We start from the raw sequence: 21,695 nt of genomic DNA, 5'->3' as shown, positions 1-21,695 counted from the left end.
CAGCATGGGACACTGCGTTCACATCCTTCTTGTCGACGATCGGCCCGACGAATTTTTGTCCATTCAAGCGATTCTTGCCGATTCGCCATACAAGCTCGTATCCGCTTCATCGGGCGCCGAGGCGCTCAAGTGCCTGCTCAAAAACGACTTCGCGCTCATCATTATGGACGTGCTGATGCCGGACATGAACGGCTTTGAGACCGCCCGGCGCATCAAAACGCGCAAAAAGTCGCAGGATATTCCGATCATCTTCCTCACCTCGCTGACGTCGGAGCTCGACAATTACAAGCAGGCGTATTCGGCCGGCGCGATCGACTTTATGACGAAGCCCGTGCATCCCGAGGTGCTGAAGAGCAAGATCGACGGCTTCGTGCGCCTCTACCTGACGCGGCTCGAGCTGGAGCGCCAGACCAGGGAATTAGCCGCCAAGACGCAGGAGCTCGAAGCGAAAACGCAACAACTTGAGGCTCAGGCGCAGCAGATGGAAGCAGCGAACCGCGAGCTGACGCAGATGAAGGAAACGGCGGAGACGGCCTCCCAGATCAAGTCGGGTTTCCTCGCGACGATGAGCCACGAGCTGCGCACGCCGCTCAACGGCATCATCGCGATGTCGGAGCTTCTGATGGAATCGCAGCTCCCCGCTTCGGACCGCGACATGGTTGACATTATACGCACCAGCGGGAACGCGCTGCTCTCGATCATCAGCCACATTCTCGACTTTTCCAAGATCGAGTCCGGCAAAATGGACCTGGAGCTCACGCCGTTCAACCTGGCGAGCTGCATGAAGGAGACGGCTGACCTGTTCATCGCGTTGCTCCGCGAGAAAGGGCTGACGCTGACGACTGAGATCGATCCCGCGATTCCTTCGCTGCTGCTCGGGGATCCCAACCGGCTGCGTCAGGTGCTCAACAATCTGATCGGCAATGCCGTCAAGTTCACTTCCGCCGGCGGCGTTCGCGTCTATGCGCGGCTGCTGCGCCGGCAGGACGCGGAGCTTGAGCTCGAATTCGCCGTGGAGGATACCGGAGCCGGCATCCCGGAAGGGCAGTACCACAGGCTGTTCCAGCCGTTCTCCCAGCTCGATGGCACGCAGGGAAGCAAGACCGGCGGTACGGGACTCGGCCTGTCGATCTGCAAGACGCTGGTGGAACTGATGGGCGGCCGGATTTATGCGAAAAGCGACTTCACTCAAGGCGCGGCATTCGTATTTACGATCAAGACGACTGCGGTGGAGGAGAGAGGCGCCGCCAGGCAGCCCGCCCTCTCTTGACAATATTGCGGGTCTAGGTGAAGATGAGTTTAAATCGTTTCAAGGCGCGAAGCACGCGCCCTGCGTCGATCCTGTGTTTTCCTGCAGGACGGCGAAGGGCGCGTTTTTTTGCGTTTTCCCGGCGTGCGGCGCCGTTCGGAAAATTGCGCGATTATGATATACTGGAGGCAAAAATGTGTTGAAAAAGCGATTGAACCCGAAGAACGACTACCTGTTCAAGCGTCTGTTCGGCGAAGCCGATAGCAAGCCGCTGCTGATTGGGCTGCTTAACGCGGTCCTGCACAGGGACGAAAGGGACGCGATCGCGGACCTGGCCGTGCTGGACGGCAAGCTGCTCACCAAGCGCCTCGTCGAAGACAAAGAGGGCGTGCTCGATATCCGCTGCGAGACGGCGGACCGGGAGCAGATCAACGTGGAGATGCAGGTCGGACGCTATCGGCACATGGAAAAGCGAAGTCTGTTCTACATGGGCCGGCTTCTCGCGGATTCGATTCGCGAAGGCGAGGATTATGGCCAGCTCAAGAAAACGATCTGTATCAATATGCTGGATTTTTCTTTTCTTCCCCTGGAAGGCTTCCATCGCTCGTTTCATCTGTATGAGGACACGGAACGGCAGTTCATATTGACGGATTTGATCGAACTGCATTTTATCGAATTTCCGAAGTTTCGCTCGGCCCCGTACGCCATGACGGACCCGCTGCACCGTTGGCTGAGGTTTCTGGACGAACGTACGACCCACGAACAATTGGAGGAGCTGATCGCCATGGATCCGACGATTCGTACGGCCGAAGAACGGCTGAGTCATCTCAGCGAAGACGACATGACTCGCATGCTGTACGAGGCCAGGGAGAAGGCTAACCGGGATCGGATTAGCTTTTTGAAGGATGCGCGGGAACAGGGCTTGGAGGAGGGCAGGGAACTGGGCATTGAGGAAGGCATTGAACAAGGCATTGAGCAGGGCAGGATCGCCGTCGCGATCAATTTACTGAAGGCCGGCACCGACATCGCCGTCGTCACCCGTATGGCAGAGCTGCCCGAAGAGCACATACGACGTCTAGCCGCACAGCTGGAGAAATAGGCGAATGACAAAAAGACGGCTTGGGAATTTTGCCCCCGCCGTCTTTTTGTTGCGCTTATGCCTTTGCGCTTATGCCTTTGCGCTTATGCCTTTGCGCTTATGCCTTTACGCTTATGCCTTTGCGCTTATGCCGCTTACTTCGAAATCAATCCCTGCTTGAGCAGGTTCGACGCGATGACTGCCGCCATCTCGCGGGTCACCTTGGCCTTCGGATCGAACGCGGTGCCGGAGGTGCCCTTCAGCAGGCCCTTGTCGTAGACCGCGCGAACCGACGCGAGCGCGTAGCCGGAGATCTGGCCTTGATCGGAAAACGCGGTCTTCGATCCCGTGCCGTCAAGCTTGAAGGCGCGGGCCAATACGACCGCCAGATCCTGGCGGGAGATCGCCTCGTTCGGCTTGAACGAAGTCGCCGTAAGGCCGCCGATCAGTCCCTTGGACTTCGCGGTCATGACCGCATCGAAGTACCAGGCGCCCGGCGCGACGTCGGCGAACGACTGCTTGGCGCCGGCGGCCGGCGTCTCGCCGAGCAGACGAAGGATTAGCGCAGCGAACTGCACGCGGGTCAGCTGCTGCTTCGGCGCGAACTTCAGCTCCGTCGTGCTTACGCCTTGAAGCCAGCCGGCGGCATACGCTTCGCTCACAGCGTCGCTAGCCCAAGCAGCGATGTCCGCAGCGTCGGCGAACGACTCGCCGCCTGCCTGACCTGCGCCCACGGCTACCTTGCCCGAATACTTAAGCACGAGCGGCGCTGCGCCGGCGCGATATCCCGTCACGGTGTAGGTAAGCTCGCGTGCGGACAGCCCCTTGAAGGTTGCCGTGCCGCTCGCGTCCGTCGTCGCGGTCTGTCCGCCGATCGCGACCTGCACGCCTGCCGCCGGTCCCGTCACTTCCTTGAAGCTGCTGTCATAGTACGTGTATTGCACGTTCACTGCCGTAGCGCCGCCCGCCGCAGCCTTTGCCGTGACGGACTTTACGAGGCCGCTGTCCGAGCCGGACAGATACAGGTACAGCTCGTCCCCCGTTTGCAGGCGGAATTTCTCCAGCGAGGTATCTACCGTTGCATAGACGCCCCCGCGCTTAACAGCGAACAACCAGTAGACGCTCTGGTCGCCCTTGGCGTCGCCGATCGCGGACAGGAACTTGCCGTACTGCGGATCGTCCGTATAGCCGAGCTTCAGCTTGTTGCGATCGGCGATCTCGACCAGCGCGTCCCACGCGTACACCGCCTGCGTAGCGCTAAGCGCCGCGAGAGGACCGTTCAGCCCTTCGATGGCGACGCCCGTCGCGACCCACTGGCTGGCAGCGTTGACGTACACGGAGCGGTGCGATGTGCCGAACAGCCCGTAAGCGGCCAACGCGCGCAGCGCCTGCTCGGTGGCGAACGCCTTGTCCGACGCGGCGTCGGACAGCTGGTGCTTGAAGCCGCCGTCCGTATTTTTGAACGCCAGCAGGCGCTGGACCAGGTTCGATCCGCCCTTGGCGAACTTCGAGTCCGCCGGATCGATGCCGTAAGCGGAGAGGCCGATAATCGTCTGCGCGATCGCCTCGCTGTTGTCGCCAGCGAGATTGGCGGCCAGCCAAGCGACGGCCTTGTCCGCCGCGGCAGCAACCTCGGGGCGGTCCTTATACTTGCCCAGGGCGCTGAGCGCCATGCCGTACAGATCGGGAACCGTGGAGCCGTCGATGCCGGAGACGATGGCGGCGATCAGATCGCCGCGCGTCCACGCGGTGCCGGCAGGCAGCTCGTAATTGCCGGAATCGAACGCCAGCAGCACGAAAATGTCGGCGTACACATTGGCGAAGGACGGATAGCTCGCCAGCTTCGCGATCAAGTCGCGGCCGCCGATGCTGCGGGCGTCCAGACCGATCGCGTTCGCAACCAGCGCAAGGCGCGCCAGCGCCGTCGGATCCGGCGAAGCCTTGGTCCATTCGGCCTCTACGCCCGCAGCGAGCTTCGCTGCATAGTCGGCGGGAACCGATTGTCCCGCGCGCGCGAAGCTGAAGGCCAGCCAGTCCGACGAGACTCCGCCGTTCGCGTTGACGTAGCCGATCGCGGCTTGGATGTCCGCCTGCACGTTGACGGAAGCGGCAACCGTCGTGGCGCTGGCGCCCTCCGCGTAGCTCTTGCCCGCAGGCAGCGCAGCCGACAGCCCGGCGACCGCGAGCGATACCGACAGCGCGAGCGATGCCAGCGATTTAAAACGTTTGAAGCCCAACATGAGTCATACCCCTTTTCCCGAAAAAATGATGAGTCCTCTTGACCCGCGCCGCTCGTCCGTACCGCATTAAAAAACCACTCCGCAAAGGAGTGGTTCAAGATCGCAGCATGACGCCGCGCCACAGGCCGCGTCCGCCGAGGGGCGGCTTAGCTGGCACAGCCGGTCCCGCCGCTCACTCCGCGAAGCGGGCGGGATACAGTCGTATCGAGGCAGGTCTCCTGGCTTTGCTTCATCGCGGCTCCGACGCCTTCCCATTCGGCTGAACAGTGGCATCGCTCGGAGCGCTCGGCATATACAGTGGCGGGACCGCGCCGGACTCTCACCGGACTTCCCTATTAAGCGGCATGGCAGCATGCGCGCGCCTGGTACGAGGATATGCAGTTATGCCCTAATGATAGCGGGTCGTCCGACCTTTGTCTATGAAAAGGGTCGCACATCGCCGGAGAAATCCGCGTCCATACGCTGCACCCGACCGGGAAGCCTATATGCCTGACTCGGAGACTTGACTCGCGCCCTCGTTGTAGCTATGATGGTTACAACAGATGCCGAGACATTCCCCATTTCGCACACCAAGATGTCGAGGCTATCCAATACGAATTCCCAGGAGGTTGATTTTCTATGAAAATACTAGTGACCGGCGCAACGGGCCATCTCGGCTCCCATGTCGTAAAGACGCTGCTCGGCCGCATATCCGCGGAGCAGATCGCCGTCAGCGTTCGTGACCCGCAGAAGGCGGCTGCGCTAGCCGAGCTCGGCGTGGACGTCAGGCGCGGCGACTTCGACGATCCGGCTTCGCTTGAGCAAGCTTTCGCAGGCATCGATCGCCTGTTGATCGTCTCGACCGACGGAGATACGGAGACGCGTATTCGCCAGCACGCGAACGCCGTGAAGGCAGCCCGCAACGCCGGCGTCGGCTTCATCGCCTATACCAGCGCTCCGAACGCTCAAGAGAGCGAGCTGTTCCTGGCGGAAGTACACCGCGAGACGGAAAACGCGATTCGCGCGACGGGCATCCCGTATGCCTTTTTACGCAACAATTGGTACATCGAAAACGAGGCCGGCGCGATCCAGGGCATCGTCGCCGGCGCTCCGCTCGTTACGTCCGCAGACGGCGGCAAAGTCGGCTGGGCTGCGCGCAGCGACTATGCGGAGGCGGCTGCAGCCGTGCTCGCCGGCACCGGACACGAGAACAAAGTGTACGAGCTCGGCGGACCGCTGCGTACGTATGCGGAGCTTGCAAGCGTGGTGTCGGAGGCGCTCGGACGCGAAGTTCCGGTGCAGCAGGTCGACGATGAAACTTATGCGGGCGTGATGAAGAGCGCAGGCGTTCCCGAGTTCGCCCTCCCGATCGTCGTCGCGATCCAACAGGCGATTCGCGCAGGCACGCTCGCCGTGGAAAGCGGCGATCTGGAACAGCTGCTCGGGCGGCCGGCGACACCGCTGGTTGAGGTCGTGTCCGCGCTGGTCAAAACAAATTAAAATGAACGGCCGACAGCGGAGCCTGGCTTTCCGTATCGGCCGTTTTCCTTTTATAGGAGACGCGAAAGCGATTAAGACGAAGGCGCCTCCAAGTATAAACGAGCGAGCGCAACCGCCTCGTCCGGATCCATGCTCCAGATGCTGATGCAGGTCACGATTTCTTTTGTGGCCTCCTTGTGGTAAAGCATCATCTGCCATCTCCCTTTCTGCAGATTGATCAGAATCGCGAGATCGTCGCCGAAGCCCTTAATGAACTTGGATTCTTTCGGATATCCAACGAAAAAAGTCTCGTTGGACTTCTTCCTTAAGGACATCGTGTAACTGCTGTCGAACGCTTGTTTTACAACGACGCGCCTGCCTTGGGGATCGAGCAAGGAACTCCAGTATTCGGCGTTGCCCGGATTCACGCCTGTGGATCGGACCTCCGTCCACCCGTCCGGCAAAATCGGATTTCTTATCGGGATCGGAGCTTTTTTTCTCGTTTCTTCCAGCGACAGCAGCGGATTATCCCGCAGCAAGACCATGTCGTCGAACTTTTCCAGCGGCGTCAGCATATCCGTCAGATCGTCTTTCTTATCGCTAAAAGAGACGGTCGTGTTAGACCAGTTCGTCACGCTTTGGTAAACGGCCGTACATGCCCCCGCCAACAGCGCCGCGAGCAAGGGCAGCGCGATCAGCCAATAGCGCCGCAAGGGTCTGCGCGCCACATTCTCAGCCCGCGTCCAGAGCTGGTCGAAGGAAGCCGCCGGTTTTTCAGATTCGAGCGCCTCATGAATCACCCGTCGATACTTCGAGACATCACTCATGGCTACCCCCGCTCCCGTATGCGAAATAGCGATCCTTATTCGGCAGACGCGCCCTCAGATTGTTCAGCGCCGAATGGAGCCGGGACTTGCAGGTTCCAAGCGGTATTCCCAACAAGTCGGCCGTCTCCTGAAGGGTCATCCCCCCATAAAAGTGGAGCGTTACGACCTCCCTCGTTTTCAACGACAGTCCTAGCACCTCGCGCCATAACTCCCGATCGCGCTCGTCCGACAGGACGACGTCTTCGATCGAATCCGGGGCCGCCCGCTCGGGCGTATGGCCGATCAGACTGAGCCAGCGGTTCTTCCGCAACGAATTGCGCGTTTGATTGATCGCAATCCGGGACAGCCACGGCCGCGCCGAACCGGTTCGCTGCGGATCAAAGCTGCCGTATTTGCGAAAGGCTTGCATAAAAACGTCCTGGGTAATGTCCTCCGCCAGCGCTCTGGATTTCGTCAGCATCAGCACGAGACGGTAGATATAAACGGCATTTTCTTCGTAAAGCCGCTGCGCTTCCGCTTTCGCGATGTCCATGCTGTCTCCTCCTCTCCAAGCGTATCGCCACTAATACACTTCAACTTGGAAAAGAGTTCGGTTCGGCGCCGCCTATTCCGCGAGTTTATCGCGCAACGCCGCGTACAGCTTCGCCCCCGCCGGCGTCAGCGGCGACTCCGAGGTCCGGCTGAGCAACCCGCAAGCCATATCGACCGCCGCTCCCTGAATCGGCCGGGAGAGGACGCCAGGCGGCGGCTTGTCCGCCAACACGCGGGGAACAAGGGCGACGCCCAGACCCATCGCGACATAAGATGCGAGGGCGGTCATGCTGCCGATCTCCATCGTCTCCGCCGCCGGCGCGCCGGACTCGGCCAGCAGAAGCTCGAGCTTGCGGCGATAGGGACAATTCGAGGCTGTGACGAGCAGCTTATAGGCGACGAGATCATCCAACCGGACATGCGCCTGCGATGCCAATGGATGATCGGCAGGCATAAGCGCGGCGAACGGCTCGCGATACAGCTGCTCGAAGTGGAGGCCCTCCGCATGCTCGGGCGTGGCGCAGAGCGCCAGGTCGAGCCCCCCTTTGCGCAGCCGCTCGCTCAAGACCGGCGTGCTGGCGGACTCGACGGAGATTCGAATCTTGGGGTAGCGTTCCGCGAAGCGCTTCAGCAGTGCCGGCAGCCGACAGCTGACGGCGGGCTCCGTCGCGCCGAGCCTGACCTCCCCCGCGTCCCCTTCGCGCAGCTCCGTCAGCGACCTCCGCAGACGGTCCATGTCCTGCAGGATCGGCAGGCTGCGTTCCCTTAACAATCTGCCTTCCCCGGTCAGCCGAAGTCCCCCGGTACGTTCGAACAACATAACTCCGAGATCTTCCTCCAACCGCTGAATCTGCATCGTCACCGTAGACTGGGCGTAGTTTAGCTCCTCGGCCGCGAGGCGAAAGCTTCCAAGCGCCGCGATTCGATGAAAAGCGCGAAGCGATTTGGGATCCATGCGATGCATCTCCGATCGATTTTAGTGAACCAAAACTTCAATACATTCAATTATACGAAACGCGAGCAAGCCTTTAAACTTAATACGAAAGGATGGACAGAACTAAGATCTTGGAGGAGGAACCGCGATGGATTTAAAAAATCGTACGGCGATCGTTACCGGCGGGGGCACCGGGATCGGAAGAGCGGTATCGCTGGAACTGGGGGCACTGGGCGCGGCCGTCGTCGTTAATTATTCGCGGTCTCGATCAGATGCAGAAGAAACGGTCGAGGCGATCCGGGGATTCGGCGGGCAGGCAATCGCGGCGCGGGCGGACGTGTCTTCGGACGCAGAGGTTAGAGCCATGTTCAGCACCGCCGACCGGGCGTTCGGTTCGGTAGATTTGCTCGTTAACAACGCGAGTGTCACCCGGCACATTCCGCTGCAGGACCTGGAGGCGGTGACGGACGACGCATGGGAAGAGCTCCTGAGCGTTAACGTTAAAGGGATGTTCTACTGCGCCAGAGCGGCCGCGCCGCTCATGGCCCGCGGAGGCGGAGGCGCGATCGTGAACGTCGGCAGCATCGCGGGCAAGACCGGCCGCGGCTCCTCGCTGCCATATGCGGTCTCCAAGGCGGCCGTCCACGGCCTCACACTGTCGCTGGCGCAAGCGCTCGCTCCGAAGATCCGCGTTAACGCGATCGTGCCCGGCGCCGTGAGCACGCGCTGGTGGGCCGGACGCGAAGAGCAAATGCGCAAGCTCGCGCCCTCGACGCTGCTGGAAGCCATTTCGTCGCCCGAGGATATCGCCCGCGCCATCCGCTTCGCGCTGGAACAGGAGGCGATGACAGGACAGCTCGTCACCGTGGACAGCGGGCAGACGCTCTGATGTCCGCAGCTGCGCGACCGCTCGCATCAGTTGCGTGCCCGCGCGCTTCTTTTACCATAATGCCCGGCCCGGCGCCTCCGTCTCCAGTCTGATTTTGCGCTATGCGCGAGTTGGACGACAGATTCGAGCTCAAGGTGTTAAGCTATAAGCAACCAAGCTTTGCTTATAAGGAGCGATCACTTATGAAAATCCATCGCGGCACGCTGCTCGGCCCTCTCCTGCTGTTGGCCGGCCTCTTTCTGCTGTTCCGCGGCGATCTGCATCTGGGCACGGGCTCGATTTTCGCTTATTTCTGGCCGACGCTGTTCGTGCTGCCGCTGGGCATTTTTTTCCACTGGCTGTACTTCTCGGTGCTCGGCGGCAAAGGCGTAGGCGTGCTCGTTCCAGGCGGCGTCCTGCTCACGGTGTACGGCGTCTGTCAGATCGCCATGCTGCTGGACAACTGGTCGATGATGTGGCCCGGATTCATTCTCGCCCCCGCCGTCGGTCTGTTCGAGCTGTATTGGTTCGGCGGCCGCAACAAGTGGCTGCTGATCCCGATCAACATCCTGACTTTCCTTTCCCTCCTCTTCTTCGCGATCTTCTCGGTCGGCTACGTGCTCGGCAAGCTGACGGGCGGCTCTTCCATTCTGGCAATCCTGTTGATCGGAGCGGGCGCGCTGGCGCTCATGTCCCGCCGGCGGGAATCGATCTGATCGGCATTACGGGGCTGTTCGCGAACAGCACGCCAAGACAGGCGATCGCGGTCCCCGGATGATAGAGTGGAGTCAGAGAGGGGAGTGCGCATGGAGTGGCTTGAGCGAATGCGGCACGCGCTGGACCGGATAGAACAGATGATGGAGGAGCCTTTCGATATCGCTGAGATCGCGCATGCGGCGTGCACCTCGCCTTATCATTTTCAACGCATGTTCCACATGCTGACGGGCATGACGGTCGCGGAATACATGCGCAAGCGCAAGCTGACGCTGGCGGCTCAGGAGCTCGCGATGGGCGCGGCCAAAGTGCTGGACGTGTCGTTGAAGTACGGGTACGAATCTCCGGAGTCGTTCGCGAAGGCATTCCGCAAAGCGCATGGCATCGCACCTTCTGAAGCCAAAGCCCAAGGCGCCTCGCTTAAGGCTTACCCGCGCATTTCCTTCCACCTGTCGTTGAAGGGAGACAAAGAAATGGATTATCGGATCGTCAAAAAAGAAGCATTCAAGGTCATCGGCAAAATGATTAGGGTCGGCACCGAGAACGGAGAGAACATGCGGAGAATTCCGGCTTACTGGGGAGAGTGCGAGGCCGACGGCACGCTGTCCAGGTTAGCGGAGATCGGCTCCGGCAACCCGTTGCTTGGCATCTGCTCGATGCCGCCCGGCGAAGAGCTGCTCACCTATCTGGTCGCCGTCGAGTGCGACGCGGAAACGGAGACGCCGGAAGGCTGCGTCTCGTGGACGGTGCCTCAGGCCACCTGGGCGGTATTCACCTCGATCGGCCCCGTGACGGCTTCGATTCAGCGGCTATGGGGACGGATCTATAGCGAATGGTTCCCTTCCTGCGGCTATGAGCATGCCCCGGCACCCGAGCTCGAGGTATACCTGGAGGGAGACACGAACGCGGAGGATTACCGCTGCGAGGTATGGATCCCCGTCGTCGCGAGTCAGGCGTAGCTCCTTCGGTTTGACAAACCCTGCCGTTCAAGCGAAGATAGATTCATGCATAAAAGCGGACGCGAAGCACGCGCCGCCGTTAACCCCGATTTTGCGGGCTTAGCGGACGGCGCGTGCTTTTTTTTGCGTCCTCCAAGCGCGCAAAGGGCTGTGATATACTGAAGGGAGAACGGGGAACATGAGGAAACGATTGAATCCGAAAAACGATTACTTGTTCAAACGGCTGTTCGGCGAAGCCGACAGCAAGCCGCTGCTGATCGGACTGCTGAACGCGATTTTGCGGCGGACGGACCGGGCGGCGATCGCCGATCTTACTATCCTGGACGGCAAGCTGCTTACCAAGCGCCTCATCGAAGACAAAGAAGGCGTGCTCGATATCCGCTGCGAGACCGCGGACCGGGAGCAAATCAACGTCGAGATGCAGGTCGGGCGCTACCGGCACATGGAAAAGCTTGTTCTACATGGGGCGCTTGCTCGCCGACTCCATTCGCGAAGGCGAGGATTACAGCCAGCTCAAAAAGACGATCTGCATCAATATTTTGGATTTTGCTTTTCTGACGCTTGAACACTACCACCATTCGTTTCAATTATACGAAGACAGGGCCAGGCAATATCGGCTCACAGACCTGATCGAGCTGAATTTTATCGAATGTCCCAAGTTTCGAGCCGGGCCTTATCGCTCAGAAGATCCGCTGCATCGCTGGCTGCGGTTTTTGGACGAACGGACGACCCCAGAACAGTTGGAGGAGTTGATCGAGATGGATCCGACGATTCGAAACGCCGAAGAACGTTTGTCTCACCTGAGCGAGGACGACATGACAAGAATGCTGTACGAAGCGCGGGAAAAGGCGCAACGAGACCGGATCAGCTTTTTGAAGGATGCGTGGGAAGAAGGCCGGGAGACGGGCTGGGAATCCGGACAAGAATCTGCGAAAGCGGAAATCGCGCTTCACATGCTGCGAGAAGGTATGGACCTCGATACGATCGCCAGGCTTACCGGGCTGTCCCCGCAGCGCATTCGGCAGCTTGCCGAGCCCAAATAGAAGAAAGGGGGCCGTTCGACGCGGCCCCTTTCGCATGATTTAATTCGCCTTCGCAATCTGCTTGCTTCGCAGCTGCCCGCAGGCCGCGTCGATGTCGGCGCCGTGCTCCAACCGCACGCTGACGCTCACGCCGCGCTTCTTGAGTGCGTCGTAGAAGCCCCGTACCGCCTCCTGCTCGCTGCGCTGATATTGGCTGTGCTCATCTACCGGATTATACGGGATAAGATTCACGTTCACCTGGCTCCGCCGCGCCTCGCCGATCAGATCCGCCAGCTCCTCCGCATGCTCCCTGCGGTCGTTCACGTCCCGCAGCAAGATATACTCCAACGTAAGCCGCCGGTTCGTCCGCTCCAGGTAATAATCGATCGCATCCATCAGCTTCGCGATCGGAATGGCGCGATTGATCTTCATAATCCGGGTGCGCAGTTCGTCGTTCGGCGCATGAAGCGATACCGCCAGGTTCGTCTGCAAATCCGAGTCCGCGAATTCCCGCAGCTTGTTTGCCAGCCCGCTCGTGGACACGGTGATGTGACGCGGTCCGATCGCCAGACCCTTGTGATCCTTCATGACGCGGATGAAATCCGCCATGTTGTCGTAGTTGTCGAAGGGCTCCCCAATGCCCATCACGACGACATGGCTGACGCGCTCTCCATTGCCTGCGGCATCGAGATGCGCCTGAACCTGCATGATCTGCTCCGCGATCTCTCCGCCGGAAAGATCCCTGCTCTTGGCAAGCAGGCCGCTCGCGCAGAAGCTGCAGCCGATATTGCAGCCGACCTGCGTCGTCACGCAGACGGACAGGCCGAACTTGTGACGCATGAGCACCGTCTCAATGAGATTGCCGTCGGCCAGGCGGAACAGGAACTTCACGGTTCCGTCCGCGGACTGCTGCTTCACGTGCTCCGTCATCGTCCGAAGCGCGAAGCTCTTCTCGAGCACTGTCGTCACGGCGGGCTCGAGCGCAGGGTCCATCTCCGCAAAGTCCGCGACACGGCTGCGGTAGAGCTGTTCCCACACGCGGTCGGCGCGCGACTTCTTGAAGCCCCGCTCCGCCAGCCAAGCGGCCAGCTTATCGTAAGGCAAGCCGTATATCGATGGCTTGGTCATCTCCATATACCTCTCCTCTAGCGGTTCAGCACGTTGTCTTCGAGCACCGCGTATTTATCCCCGTATTCCTTGATAATATGCTGTTCGCCCCAGTTGCACAAGGAATCCAGAATCGACTTCAGACTCCACCCGTAAGCGCTGAGCTCGTACTCGACGCGGGGAGGCACTTCGTTATATACGATCCGGTTGACGATGCCGTCGTCCTCGAGCTCGCGCAGCTGCTGCGTGAGCATCTTCTGCGTGATGGCGGGCATGAGGCGCTTGAGCTCGCTCGTACGCTTCTTGCCGTACGTCAGATGACACAGGATGACGCACTTCCATTTGCCGCCGATGACTTCGAGCGTCGCTTCCACGGAGATGTTGTATTTTTTAGCCAACGCGAGGTCGCTCCTTCCGTATGTCGCCATGGGTACTTTTTAGTACCTATATCACTTAAAAGTACGTACTGTCCATTCGGGCGACATTCATCCATAATAGCATTCACCGGCCGGGATATCTACTACGGGAGTGATGCTCCAATGAGGTTTGCAGTCAAAAAAAGCACGGCCGCGCTGCTTGCGCTCGCAGTCAGCGCGTTCGCCATCGGTACGACCGAATTCATCAGCGTCGGGCTGCTGCCCCTCATCGCGGATGATCTTCATATATCCGAATCGCTCGCCGGCCTTACGGTCACGCTATACGCGCTGGGCGTCATGGTCGGGGCACCGGTCCTGACTTCGATCGCGGCAGGCGTGCCGCGCAAGACGCTGCTGCTCTGGATCATGGTCGTCTTTATCGCCGGCAACGCCCTCGCCGCCGCTTCGGGCGGCATCGTTCTGCTGCTCGCCGCCCGCGTGCTGTCCGCCTTCGCGCACGGCGTCTTCATGTCCGTCGGCTCGACGATCGCGGCTGATCTTGTGCCGCGGGATCGCAGAGCCAGCGCAATCTCCACCATGTTCTCGGGTCTTACGATTGCGACCGTGACGGGCGTTCCCCTCGGCACGCTGCTTGGCCAGCACCTGGGCTGGCGGACCGCCTTCGCCGCGATCGCGGCCGTCGGCATCGTCGCCCTAGCAGCCAATCTCGCGCTCATACCTGCCGGGCTCCGCGGATCCGTCCGGACGAAGCTGCGCCACCAACTGCCGCTGCTTGGGAACCGCAAGCTGCTGCTCGCCTTCTCCATCACGGCGCTCGGCTACGGAGGCACGTTTGTGGTCTTCACTTATTTGTCTCCGCTTCTGCGGGATATAACCGGATACGGCGAATCGTCGATCGCCTTAATTTTGCTCTTCTACGGCATCGCCATCGCGATCGGCAATATCGTCGGCGGCAAAGCCGCCAACAAGCGCCCCGTTCCGGCGCTGCTCGCGATGTTCGCGCTGCAGGCCATCGTGCTGCTCGCGCTGAACTACGCCGCACCCTATCGCGCGGCCGGACTGGCGGCCGTCCTGCTCATGGGCCTGCTCGCATTCATGAACGTCCCCGGGCTCCAGCTCTACGTAGTGATGCTGGCGGAACGACACGCCAAAAATGCCGTGGACTTCGCCGCTTCGCTCAACATCGCCACTTTTAACGCGGGCATCGCGATCGGCGCCTTCCTCGGCGGCATCGTCGTGGACCGGCTCGGCGTCGCGCATACACCCTGGGTCGGCGCCGTCATGGTCGCCGGCGCGGTGCTGCTGACGGCAGCGAGCCTGCGCGGAGAAAACGCGGAAAACCGCGCAAGAAAAGAATGCCAAGCGCCCGCGGCAACAGCCTCACACTAAAATAAGGGGGATCATTCCGATTATGACTACGCATACTGAGCTTCACAATCTCCAAAGCGCCTTTCCGCTCGCCAACGGCGTCCGTATGCCATGGCTCGGCCTCGGCGTATTCAAAGTGCCGGAGGGCGACGAAGCGGCGAACGCGGTCAAGGAAGCCGTTCGCTTGGGTTACCGCAGCATCGATACGGCCGCAATCTACGACAATGAGATGAGCGTCGGCACCGGCATTCGCGAGGCGCTCGCCGAGACGGGACTTGCCCGCGAATCGCTGTTCGTCACATCGAAGGTATGGAACGCGGACCTCGGATACGAGGAGACGCTCGCCGCTTACGAGACAAGCCTTCGCAAGCTGGGGCTTGATTACCTCGATCTCTATCTCATCCACTGGCCCGTCGCGGGAAAATACAAAGCGGCTTGGAGCGCGCTCGAAAAGCTGTATGCGGAAGGGCGCGTGAAGGCGATCGGCGTAAGCAACTTCCACGTTCACCATCTAGAGGACCTGCTGCAAGCCGCAACCGTTGCGCCCATGGTCGATCAGGTCGAGCTGCATCCGCGGCTGCAGCAGCCTGAGCTGCGGGCTTATGCGGCCAAGCGCGGCATTCGAATAGAAGCGTGGTCCCCGCTTATGCAAGGAGAACTGCTCGACGATCCGACGCTGACGGCAATCGCGCGGCGGCATGGCAGATCTGTCGCCCAGGTTATCCTCCGCTGGGACCTCGAGCTTGGCGTGGCGACCATTCCCAAGTCGACCCGAACGCACCGGATCGCGGAGAATGCCGATGTCTTCGACTTCTCGCTGACGGAGGAGGATCATCGCCAGATCGCCGCGATGGACCGCGGCTTGCGGGTCGGTCCAGATCCCGACAACTTCAATTTTTAAACAATCTTCTCGACTTCCGGTTTCTAAATAAACAAACGGCGCCGCATCCCAGCCGGGAGCGGCGCCGTTCTCGATTCGCCGGATGACCGGCGTTGCGGTTAAGCGAGCGCCGATCTGCCGAAGCCCCGTTCCCACATCGCAGAGCCCTCCCGGATCATCTCGGGCTCGGCCTGGCAGGCCCGCTCCCAGGCTTCGACGGAGGCAGGCTCGAAGTGCGTACCCTTGCTGGCGTTCAGGATCGCCATCGCATCCTCGTGGGACATCGCTGGCCGGTAAGCGCGGTTGCTCGTCAGCGCATCGTACACGTCCGCGACCGCTACGATTCGCGCCATTCGGGGAATCTCTTCGCCCGCCAGGCGGTCGGGATAGCCTTCGCCGTTCCACTTTTCGTGGTGCGAGCGGATGATGCCAAGCTCCTCCTCCATGAATCCGAGATTTCTGCACATCTCGTATCCCCGAACCGGGTGTTCCTCGATGATCGCCCGCTCCTCGGGCGTCAGCCGCCCCGGCTTGTTCAGCACCGCGTCGGGCGTCTCGATCTTGCCGACGTCGTGCACGATCGTGCCGCCGACGAGCGCGCGCAGCTGCTCCGGACGCAGCTGCAGCTCCTCTGCAATCTTAAGCGCGTACAGTGTCACGCGGAAGTTGTGGCCCGCCGTGTACGGGTCCTTGCTCTCGGTGGCCAGCATAAGCGCGCGGACGCTCGGCTGAAGCGCATTCGTGATACGCTCGACCGGATCCGTCGTGAACAACCCTTTGATCGCGCCTGTGAGCGAACGCCTGGAGGCATACTGACGGTACAGCCCGAACAGCACGACGACCATCGCCGCCAGGAGCAGGAAGTGGTACAGCCACCAGCTGCTGCGCCATACCGTGCCTTGCGTCATGATGAGCTGGGCCGCGACGAGCCAAGCCGTGCTGTAGACGATCGCCAGCTCAAGGGGGAAGCGCGAGTACAAGTAGGAACGGTAATACCGGTATCCCGTGACGATATTGACGGCGATGACGAACAGCGTCGCCGAGCTGTTCAATGGATGGACGTCGAGCCGGATAAAGTCGACAATCTCCGGACGCAGCAGGACGATTAAGCCGGCGAACGCCAGCAGCACGGTCCAGAGCGGAAGAAGAAGCCGTTCGCGGCAGGATAAAAAATGAATAATAGGGTGGTCGGAGCGCCAGGAGGAAAGCCAGAGCCAGACGGTGGCGAAAATAACGCTGATCGGGGCGCTGATCTTCGGCAAAGGCGTGGCGCCTATAAGAAAATTAGGCGTAGACAAGCCGTGTACCATGAAAAGCACGGCTAACGAGACGAAGGACAACGCAAGGAAGCTGACCTTGATATTGCGTACGCGCCTGCCGGCCACGGCGACAAAGCCGGCCACGATCAACGCCAGCATCGCAACGGAGCTGACGATGTAAAAGTGCGCGCCGGGCATCACGAATAGACCGTCCCAGCCGGGATTCCTGCTCAATACGACGAACGCGACATAAGGAAGAATCGAGGCGGCGAGCGGACCAAGCAGAGAGCGTGCGTTCATCGGCTTTTTACTCCATTTCTCCGATATGGGACATTGGACCTGTCTTTCTCCATCTTAAATCACGACGATCAAAATGGAAATACTTGAAATTAGCGATGCGTAGAACCATTGACGCATCTTAAGCGCGATCCAGCGTCTTCGCCTGCTCCTCCAGCCGGTACGCCGCGTCCTCGATCTTCCGGAAAGCGACGATGGCGTCCTGAAGCCTGCGCTGACTCTCCTCCACCGAAGACTGCGATCGTTTCGTCCCGCTGCCGATCTCCGCCATCCGGGAGACGACCTCCTCCACCTCTGCATTCGCTTTTTTGGCGGCTTCCTGCACCTCACCCGCGAGCTTGCGCACCTCCGAAGCGACGATCTCGAATCCGCGTCCGAACTCTCCCGCGTGGGCCGCCTCGATCGCGGCGTTCAAAGAGAGCAGCTGCGTCTGCGACGCCACCTCCCGGATGACCCGCACGATGCCCCTTATGGCGGCGGTCTGCCGTTCCAGCCGCTGCAGCCGGTCGAAATTCTCCAGCGAATCCGCACGCAGCTTTTCGATCGCGGCTTCGATCTCTCCGCTTCTCGATATGCCTTCGCCCGCCCGGTTCGACAGCTCCTGGGCCGTGCGCTTCAGCTCCTCGGTATGCTGGATCGCCGCTTGCTCCCGGGACGTAATGTCGGTCGCGATCTTGATCACGGCATCGTATGTCCCGTCCGCCCCCCGCACCGGCATATAAGTCGCTTCGAGCCAGAGAAGGCGTCCGTCCTTGGCGACCCGTTGAATTTTTTCCTGAAACGCCTTGCCGCTCCGAAGGTTGGTCCACAGCTCCCGGTAAGCGTCGCTAGCCGCAAACGAGGGCGTGCAAAACCGCCGGTGGGGCAAACCGCGCATTTCCGCCTGGTTATAGCCCAGGGCGTCCGCAAACTTGCGATTGGCCCACAGCGTGACGCCTTCCATATCGAACTCGATCATCGCCAGGGAGCGCTCCATCGCTCCCAACACGGCTCCCGCATCCAGCACCTGCGTATTGTCCTCGTATTGCCCCCGCTCGTCCATGAGGTCTTTACCATCCTTTTTTCGCGGTTATTTGATATATTATGTATAGATATTATTGACATTTATTTGATTTTAATTGTACACAACCTATACAATACAAGCAATGAAATTTGGTATTTCGCACGCCAAAACGCATTCTAAAAGCTATAATGAAGAAGTTTTGTATCAATTATGTATAAATTTAGGCGGAGGTGCGCCACGTGTACAGCATTCAGAAAGTGGCCGATATGCTCGGGATTCCCGGCGTCACCCTTCGCGCCTGGGAAGCCCGCCACCGCATCGTCGATCCGCTTCGCAGCGCCGGGGGACACCGCCTATACAGCGAAGCCGACGTTGCTACGCTCAGATGGGTCAAGCGGCGGATGGAAGATCAGGGAATGAAGATCGGAGAGATCGCGCAGCAGTTGAGGCAAGACCGGCCGCTGCGTACGGACGGCTCCGAAGCGGAGGCCGCGCCGCTCCCATTCCTGCCGCCGCCAGCATCACCGCGACAGTCCCGGATCGACTTGCACATCGCAGATCGCCTTTATCCGGCACTCATTGCTTTCAATACGGAAGAGTCCCATCAAGCCATCGATCTCGCGCTGTCGCTTTACGGCTACGAAAAAACGTTCCACGAGCTCCTCGCTCCGCTTCTCGTCCGCATCGGCACCGATTGGGAAGCGGGAAAAATCGCCGTTGCCCAGGAGCATTTTGCCTCGCAGCTCATTTTGCAGCGGTTCATGCAGATCTTCCGTTCGCTGCCCGTCGATCCGAGCATGCCCAGCGCAGTCGCCTTCTGTCCGCCGGGCGAGCACCATCATCTCGGCTTGCTCCTGTTCAGTCTTTTTCTGCGAAAAAGGGGCATCGACGTGATTTATCTTGGCCCCCATACGCCTTATGAAGGGCTAGGCCAGCTGATCGAGCTGAAGGACGTGCGGGCGGCGGCGATATCCGTTACCGATCCGCTTCATATCGAATCGCTTTCCGTATGGCTGAGTCAGACGATCGACCGCTATCCCGGGCTTCGCGTCCTGCTGGGCGGCATCGGCTTCGGTCCGCGAAACGCCAAAAGAACGCAGTGGGAGCGCGTCAGCTACGAGGACAGCATCGATTGGGAGGCCTGGTGTCTCGCCGTTTTCACCCCTAGGCAATAAGGCCCATTATCGCCTGAACTTTTGCCCGATGAATTGACGTTTCTTACAGGAGTTTGATTCATGCTGTCGAATTTTAGTTGATAACAGGCAATTTTTCCCGCGTCAGATCTTACCAAATCGATGCGACAGGTAAAATGGGGTGCAATATGAAAGCGGTTCGCTTAATCGCAGCGTTGGCGTGCGCGGTCGTCATCGCCGCGTTGTTCATTATAGGGCCGAATACGAGCTGGGCGGCGGCGCCGGAAGCGAAAATCGACCATTGGCAGATCATGTGGATTCCGGATGGCGAGCAGCCCGGCGTCACGCCCCCGGCAGGCGGGCAATGGGTCGAAGCGGAGGCGGGCGCGCCCCTGCTCGATTTGCCGGAAGGGATCCAGGGCGCATGGATCCGTCTGCAGGTGCCTCCGACGAGCGAATGGCAGCGGCCAGGCTTGCTGGTAAGGCGATTGTACGGACTCGAGCTGGCCGCCTTCCGAGAGGGGACCCTGCTCTTTGAATCGAAGCGCAGCTTCGACTTTCACTTGAACCGGCTGCTCCTGCCCCTCGGCGCCTACGATCGGTCGTCCACCATCGACGTTCGGATTCTTACGACGGGGACGCGCGCGGGGTTCATTACGAGCGCCCGCATCGGCGAGTTCGCTCCGCTTGAGGAGAGCTACGTCCGCAGAGAACTGCCGGACCTGCTGCTCGGCGGCTCGATCTCGTTTCTGGCGCTGATCATGCTCATCTGCTCCAGCTACCTGAACCGCCGGCAGCGAAGTTCCTGGATCTCGCTCTGCCTCATCGCGCTGACGATCGGCACGCTGATATCGGTCTATTCGCCGATGCTGTATATCTATTACAAATCGTATGCCAATCTCTTCTTATCACTATTCGATTTGTCGATGTTCGTGCTCTTTCCCGCGCTCAGTTATTACGTGGACGAAGTGCTGGGCGGCCGATTCCGCTTCTTTACGAGATTTCGCAAGTGGCAGGCCGGCTTTTCCGCTTTTTGTTTTCTGGCTTTTATTGTATATAAGGCGACGAGCGAGCGATATTACGATCTGTACTATCTGCTCACGAACCCGATCCTCGGGTCGTTGATCCTTGTGCAGCTGATTATTATCGCCGTGCTGTCCGTCGTTCATGCCATGCGCAAGAACACGGACGCCATTATCTTGTCCGCGTGCCTCTTCTTGCTCGCGCTCTCGGGCGCCACGGATTTGGTTCTCTATTACGCGAGCGGGAAAAGCTACATCCTTTTTCTGTGGAAAATCGGGGTCGTCCTGCTGATCGTGGGGCTCGTCATTATCCTCGCAAGGCGCATATCCGCAGATTACCGAATGCTGCTTTCCTATTCCAAACGTCTGGAGCTGTTCAATCATCGGCTCGAGCGAACGGAGAAGCTGAAAATCATCAGCGATCTCGCCGCATCCGTGGCGCACGAGGTCCGCAATCCGCTGCAGGTCACGCGCGGGTTCCTGCAGCTGCTGGCGGGGCGGGGAGACAACGAGAGCAAAAAGCATTTTAACATCGCGGTGAGCGAGCTGGACCGCGCATCCGGCATCATCACGGACTTTTTGACCTTCGCGAAGCCGGAGCTGGAGACGGTCTCGCCGTTGAACCTCGCGGAAGAGCTGGCGCAGCTCGAAGTCATTATCGCGCCGCATGCGGCGATGTACGGCGGCAGGCTGCACATCAACGCGGATCCCGGGCTGACCGTAATCGGCAGCTCGTCCAAGTTCAAGCAGGCGCTGATCAATCTATTAAAGAACAGCATCGAAGCATTCAAGGAAGACGGTTATATCGAGATCAACGCTTATGAGGAAGACGGCGAGGCGGTCATATGGATCAAGGATAACGGGGAAGGAATGGACGAAGCGCAGATCGCCAAGCTCGGCGTGCCTTATTTCTCGACCAAGTCCAAAGGTACCGGTCTCGGGACGATGGTCACCTTCCGCATCATCGAGGTGATGAAAGGTACGATCGATTTTAAAAGCCGCAAGGGGCAGGGAACCGAAGTGTTAATTCGGCTCCCGATTGCCAGCGATGCAGCCCGCGAAGAGGCTGCGGTCGCTGCAGCAGGCGTCTTACCAAACAACTTCGACGTTTGAATTGCCGCCCGCGATGTCTTCGGGATTCGGCGGGATGACCAGATAGTAGTGCGAAGCGGTCTCTTCTACGGTCGTTACTTGAATCTCTTGCGGGAGCTCTACGCCGAACGCGTCTTTGACCGCAGCCTTGGGGTCTGCCAGCAGCTGTTGCTTGAATGCCGGATCTTCCCATGCTTTTTTGATGACCTGGACTTTAAGCGATTCGAGGGACATTCGATTCACAACCTTTTCGTATGTTTGGGCATATCCACCCATA

21 protein-coding genes and 1 riboswitch are annotated in these 21,695 nt (G+C 59.8%); of the genes, 12 read left to right on the top strand and 9 right to left on the bottom strand.

The genetic code is table 11. From position 1 onward, the window contains the following. Positions 1–4: 4 nt before the first annotated feature. Entirely contained in the window at positions 5–1,270 is a 1,266-nt protein-coding gene (locus KB449_RS33730; RefSeq protein WP_282912541.1) for an ATP-binding response regulator, read from the top strand. Between the two features lie 178 nt (positions 1,271–1,448). Next, positions 1,449–2,348, top strand: a complete 900-nt coding sequence (locus tag KB449_RS33725; RefSeq protein WP_282912540.1) for an Rpn family recombination-promoting nuclease/putative transposase — start codon at positions 1,449–1,451, stop codon at positions 2,346–2,348. A 134-nt stretch (positions 2,349–2,482) separates the two neighbouring features. On the opposite strand, the gene KB449_RS33720 is transcribed toward KB449_RS33725, so the two are convergent. Continuing rightward, positions 2,483–4,567 carry an S-layer homology domain-containing protein gene (locus tag KB449_RS33720; RefSeq protein ID WP_282912539.1) on the bottom strand — a complete coding sequence of 695 codons (2,085 nt, stop codon included), beginning with the start codon at positions 4,565–4,567 and terminating at the stop codon, positions 2,483–2,485. Between the two features lie 191 nt (positions 4,568–4,758). Further along, positions 4,759–4,947, bottom strand: a riboswitch (cobalamin riboswitch). 238 nt (positions 4,948–5,185) lie between these two features. Between KB449_RS33720 and KB449_RS33715 the strand changes: the two genes are divergently transcribed. Beyond that, positions 5,186–6,046 carry an SDR family oxidoreductase gene (locus KB449_RS33715; protein ID WP_282912538.1) on the top strand — a complete coding sequence of 287 codons (861 nt, stop codon included), beginning with the start codon at positions 5,186–5,188 and terminating at the stop codon, positions 6,044–6,046. Positions 6,047–6,117: 71 nt separating this feature from the next. On the opposite strand, the gene KB449_RS33710 is transcribed toward KB449_RS33715, so the two are convergent. From KB449_RS33710 to KB449_RS33700, 3 genes are all read right to left on the bottom strand, one after another. Next, positions 6,118–6,852, bottom strand: a complete 735-nt coding sequence (locus KB449_RS33710) for a hypothetical protein (protein WP_282912537.1) — start codon at positions 6,850–6,852, stop codon at positions 6,118–6,120. Further along, positions 6,845–7,384, bottom strand: coding sequence for an RNA polymerase sigma factor (locus KB449_RS33705; protein WP_282912536.1), 540 nt, complete (start codon positions 7,382–7,384; stop codon positions 6,845–6,847). Before KB449_RS33705 ends, KB449_RS33710 begins: the two co-directional genes overlap by 8 nt. Before the next feature lie 72 nt (positions 7,385–7,456). Further along, positions 7,457–8,338 (bottom strand): LysR family transcriptional regulator, encoded by an 882-nt coding sequence (locus tag KB449_RS33700; protein ID WP_282912535.1) that lies wholly within the window; start codon positions 8,336–8,338, stop codon positions 7,457–7,459. Positions 8,339–8,465: 127 nt separating this feature from the next. On the opposite strand from KB449_RS33700, the gene KB449_RS33695 reads away from it, so the two are divergent. The 5 genes from KB449_RS33695 to KB449_RS33675 all read left to right on the top strand — a co-directional run bounded on the left by KB449_RS33695 (position 8,466) and on the right by KB449_RS33675 (position 11,901). Continuing rightward, positions 8,466–9,206 (top strand): SDR family NAD(P)-dependent oxidoreductase, encoded by a 741-nt coding sequence (locus KB449_RS33695; RefSeq protein ID WP_282912534.1) that lies wholly within the window; start codon positions 8,466–8,468, stop codon positions 9,204–9,206. Positions 9,207–9,394: 188 nt separating this feature from the next. Next, positions 9,395–9,901, top strand: a complete 507-nt coding sequence (locus tag KB449_RS33690; protein ID WP_282912969.1) for a hypothetical protein — start codon at positions 9,395–9,397, stop codon at positions 9,899–9,901. Between the two features lie 90 nt (positions 9,902–9,991). Further along, a complete protein-coding gene (locus KB449_RS33685; protein ID WP_282912533.1) occupies positions 9,992–10,858 on the top strand; it encodes an AraC family transcriptional regulator in 867 nt (288 codons plus the stop codon). Positions 10,859–11,036: 178 nt separating this feature from the next. Next, positions 11,037–11,423 carry a PD-(D/E)XK nuclease family transposase gene (locus KB449_RS33680; RefSeq protein ID WP_282912532.1) on the top strand — a complete coding sequence of 129 codons (387 nt, stop codon included), beginning with the start codon at positions 11,037–11,039 and terminating at the stop codon, positions 11,421–11,423. Further along, complete coding sequence (locus KB449_RS33675) at positions 11,320–11,901, top strand: Rpn family recombination-promoting nuclease/putative transposase (protein ID WP_282912531.1); 582 nt, start codon at positions 11,320–11,322, stop codon at positions 11,899–11,901. Before KB449_RS33680 ends, KB449_RS33675 begins: the two co-directional genes overlap by 104 nt. A 39-nt stretch (positions 11,902–11,940) precedes the next feature. Here the strand turns inward: KB449_RS33675 and rlmN are convergent, their stop codons facing one another. Further along, positions 11,941–13,008 (bottom strand): dual-specificity RNA methyltransferase RlmN, encoded by a 1,068-nt coding sequence (gene rlmN, locus KB449_RS33670; RefSeq protein WP_282912530.1) that lies wholly within the window; start codon positions 13,006–13,008, stop codon positions 11,941–11,943. A gap of 17 nt (positions 13,009–13,025) precedes the next feature. Further along, positions 13,026–13,415 (bottom strand): winged helix-turn-helix transcriptional regulator, encoded by a 390-nt coding sequence (locus tag KB449_RS33665; RefSeq protein ID WP_282912529.1) that lies wholly within the window; start codon positions 13,413–13,415, stop codon positions 13,026–13,028. Positions 13,416–13,526: 111 nt separating this feature from the next. Here KB449_RS33665 and KB449_RS33660 point away from each other — a divergent pair, with 111 nt between their 5' ends. Together KB449_RS33660 and KB449_RS33655 are read left to right on the top strand one after the other, a co-directional pair. Then, positions 13,527–14,753 (top strand): MFS transporter, encoded by a 1,227-nt coding sequence (locus KB449_RS33660; RefSeq protein WP_282912528.1) that lies wholly within the window; start codon positions 13,527–13,529, stop codon positions 14,751–14,753. A 22-nt stretch (positions 14,754–14,775) separates the two neighbouring features. Next, complete coding sequence (locus tag KB449_RS33655) at positions 14,776–15,633, top strand: aldo/keto reductase (protein ID WP_282912527.1); 858 nt, start codon at positions 14,776–14,778, stop codon at positions 15,631–15,633. A 98-nt stretch (positions 15,634–15,731) separates the two neighbouring features. On the opposite strand, the gene KB449_RS33650 is transcribed toward KB449_RS33655, so the two are convergent. Beyond that, a complete protein-coding gene (locus KB449_RS33650) occupies positions 15,732–17,171 on the bottom strand; it encodes an HD-GYP domain-containing protein (RefSeq protein ID WP_282912526.1) in 1,440 nt (479 codons plus the stop codon). A 118-nt stretch (positions 17,172–17,289) separates the two neighbouring features. Further along, entirely contained in the window at positions 17,290–18,210 is a 921-nt protein-coding gene (locus KB449_RS33645; protein ID WP_282912525.1) for a methyl-accepting chemotaxis protein, read from the bottom strand. A 200-nt stretch (positions 18,211–18,410) separates the two neighbouring features. Between KB449_RS33645 and KB449_RS33640 the strand changes: the two genes are divergently transcribed. Continuing rightward, positions 18,411–19,346, top strand: a complete 936-nt coding sequence (locus tag KB449_RS33640; RefSeq protein WP_282912524.1) for a MerR family transcriptional regulator — start codon at positions 18,411–18,413, stop codon at positions 19,344–19,346. 146 nt (positions 19,347–19,492) lie between these two features. Further along, positions 19,493–21,439 carry a sensor histidine kinase gene (locus KB449_RS33635; RefSeq protein ID WP_282912523.1) on the top strand — a complete coding sequence of 649 codons (1,947 nt, stop codon included), beginning with the start codon at positions 19,493–19,495 and terminating at the stop codon, positions 21,437–21,439. Here the strand turns inward: KB449_RS33635 and KB449_RS33630 are convergent. Next, positions 21,416–21,652, bottom strand: coding sequence for an NHLP leader peptide family RiPP precursor (locus KB449_RS33630; RefSeq protein WP_282912522.1), 237 nt, complete (start codon positions 21,650–21,652; stop codon positions 21,416–21,418). The genes KB449_RS33635 and KB449_RS33630 overlap by 24 nt on opposite strands. Positions 21,653–21,695 lie beyond the last annotated feature (43 nt).

The sequence above is a fragment of the Cohnella hashimotonis genome, from assembly GCF_030014955.1.
Lineage (GTDB): Bacteria > Bacillota > Bacilli > Paenibacillales > Paenibacillaceae > Cohnella > Cohnella hashimotonis.
This window is presented reverse-complemented; position numbering and strand designations above follow the sequence as displayed.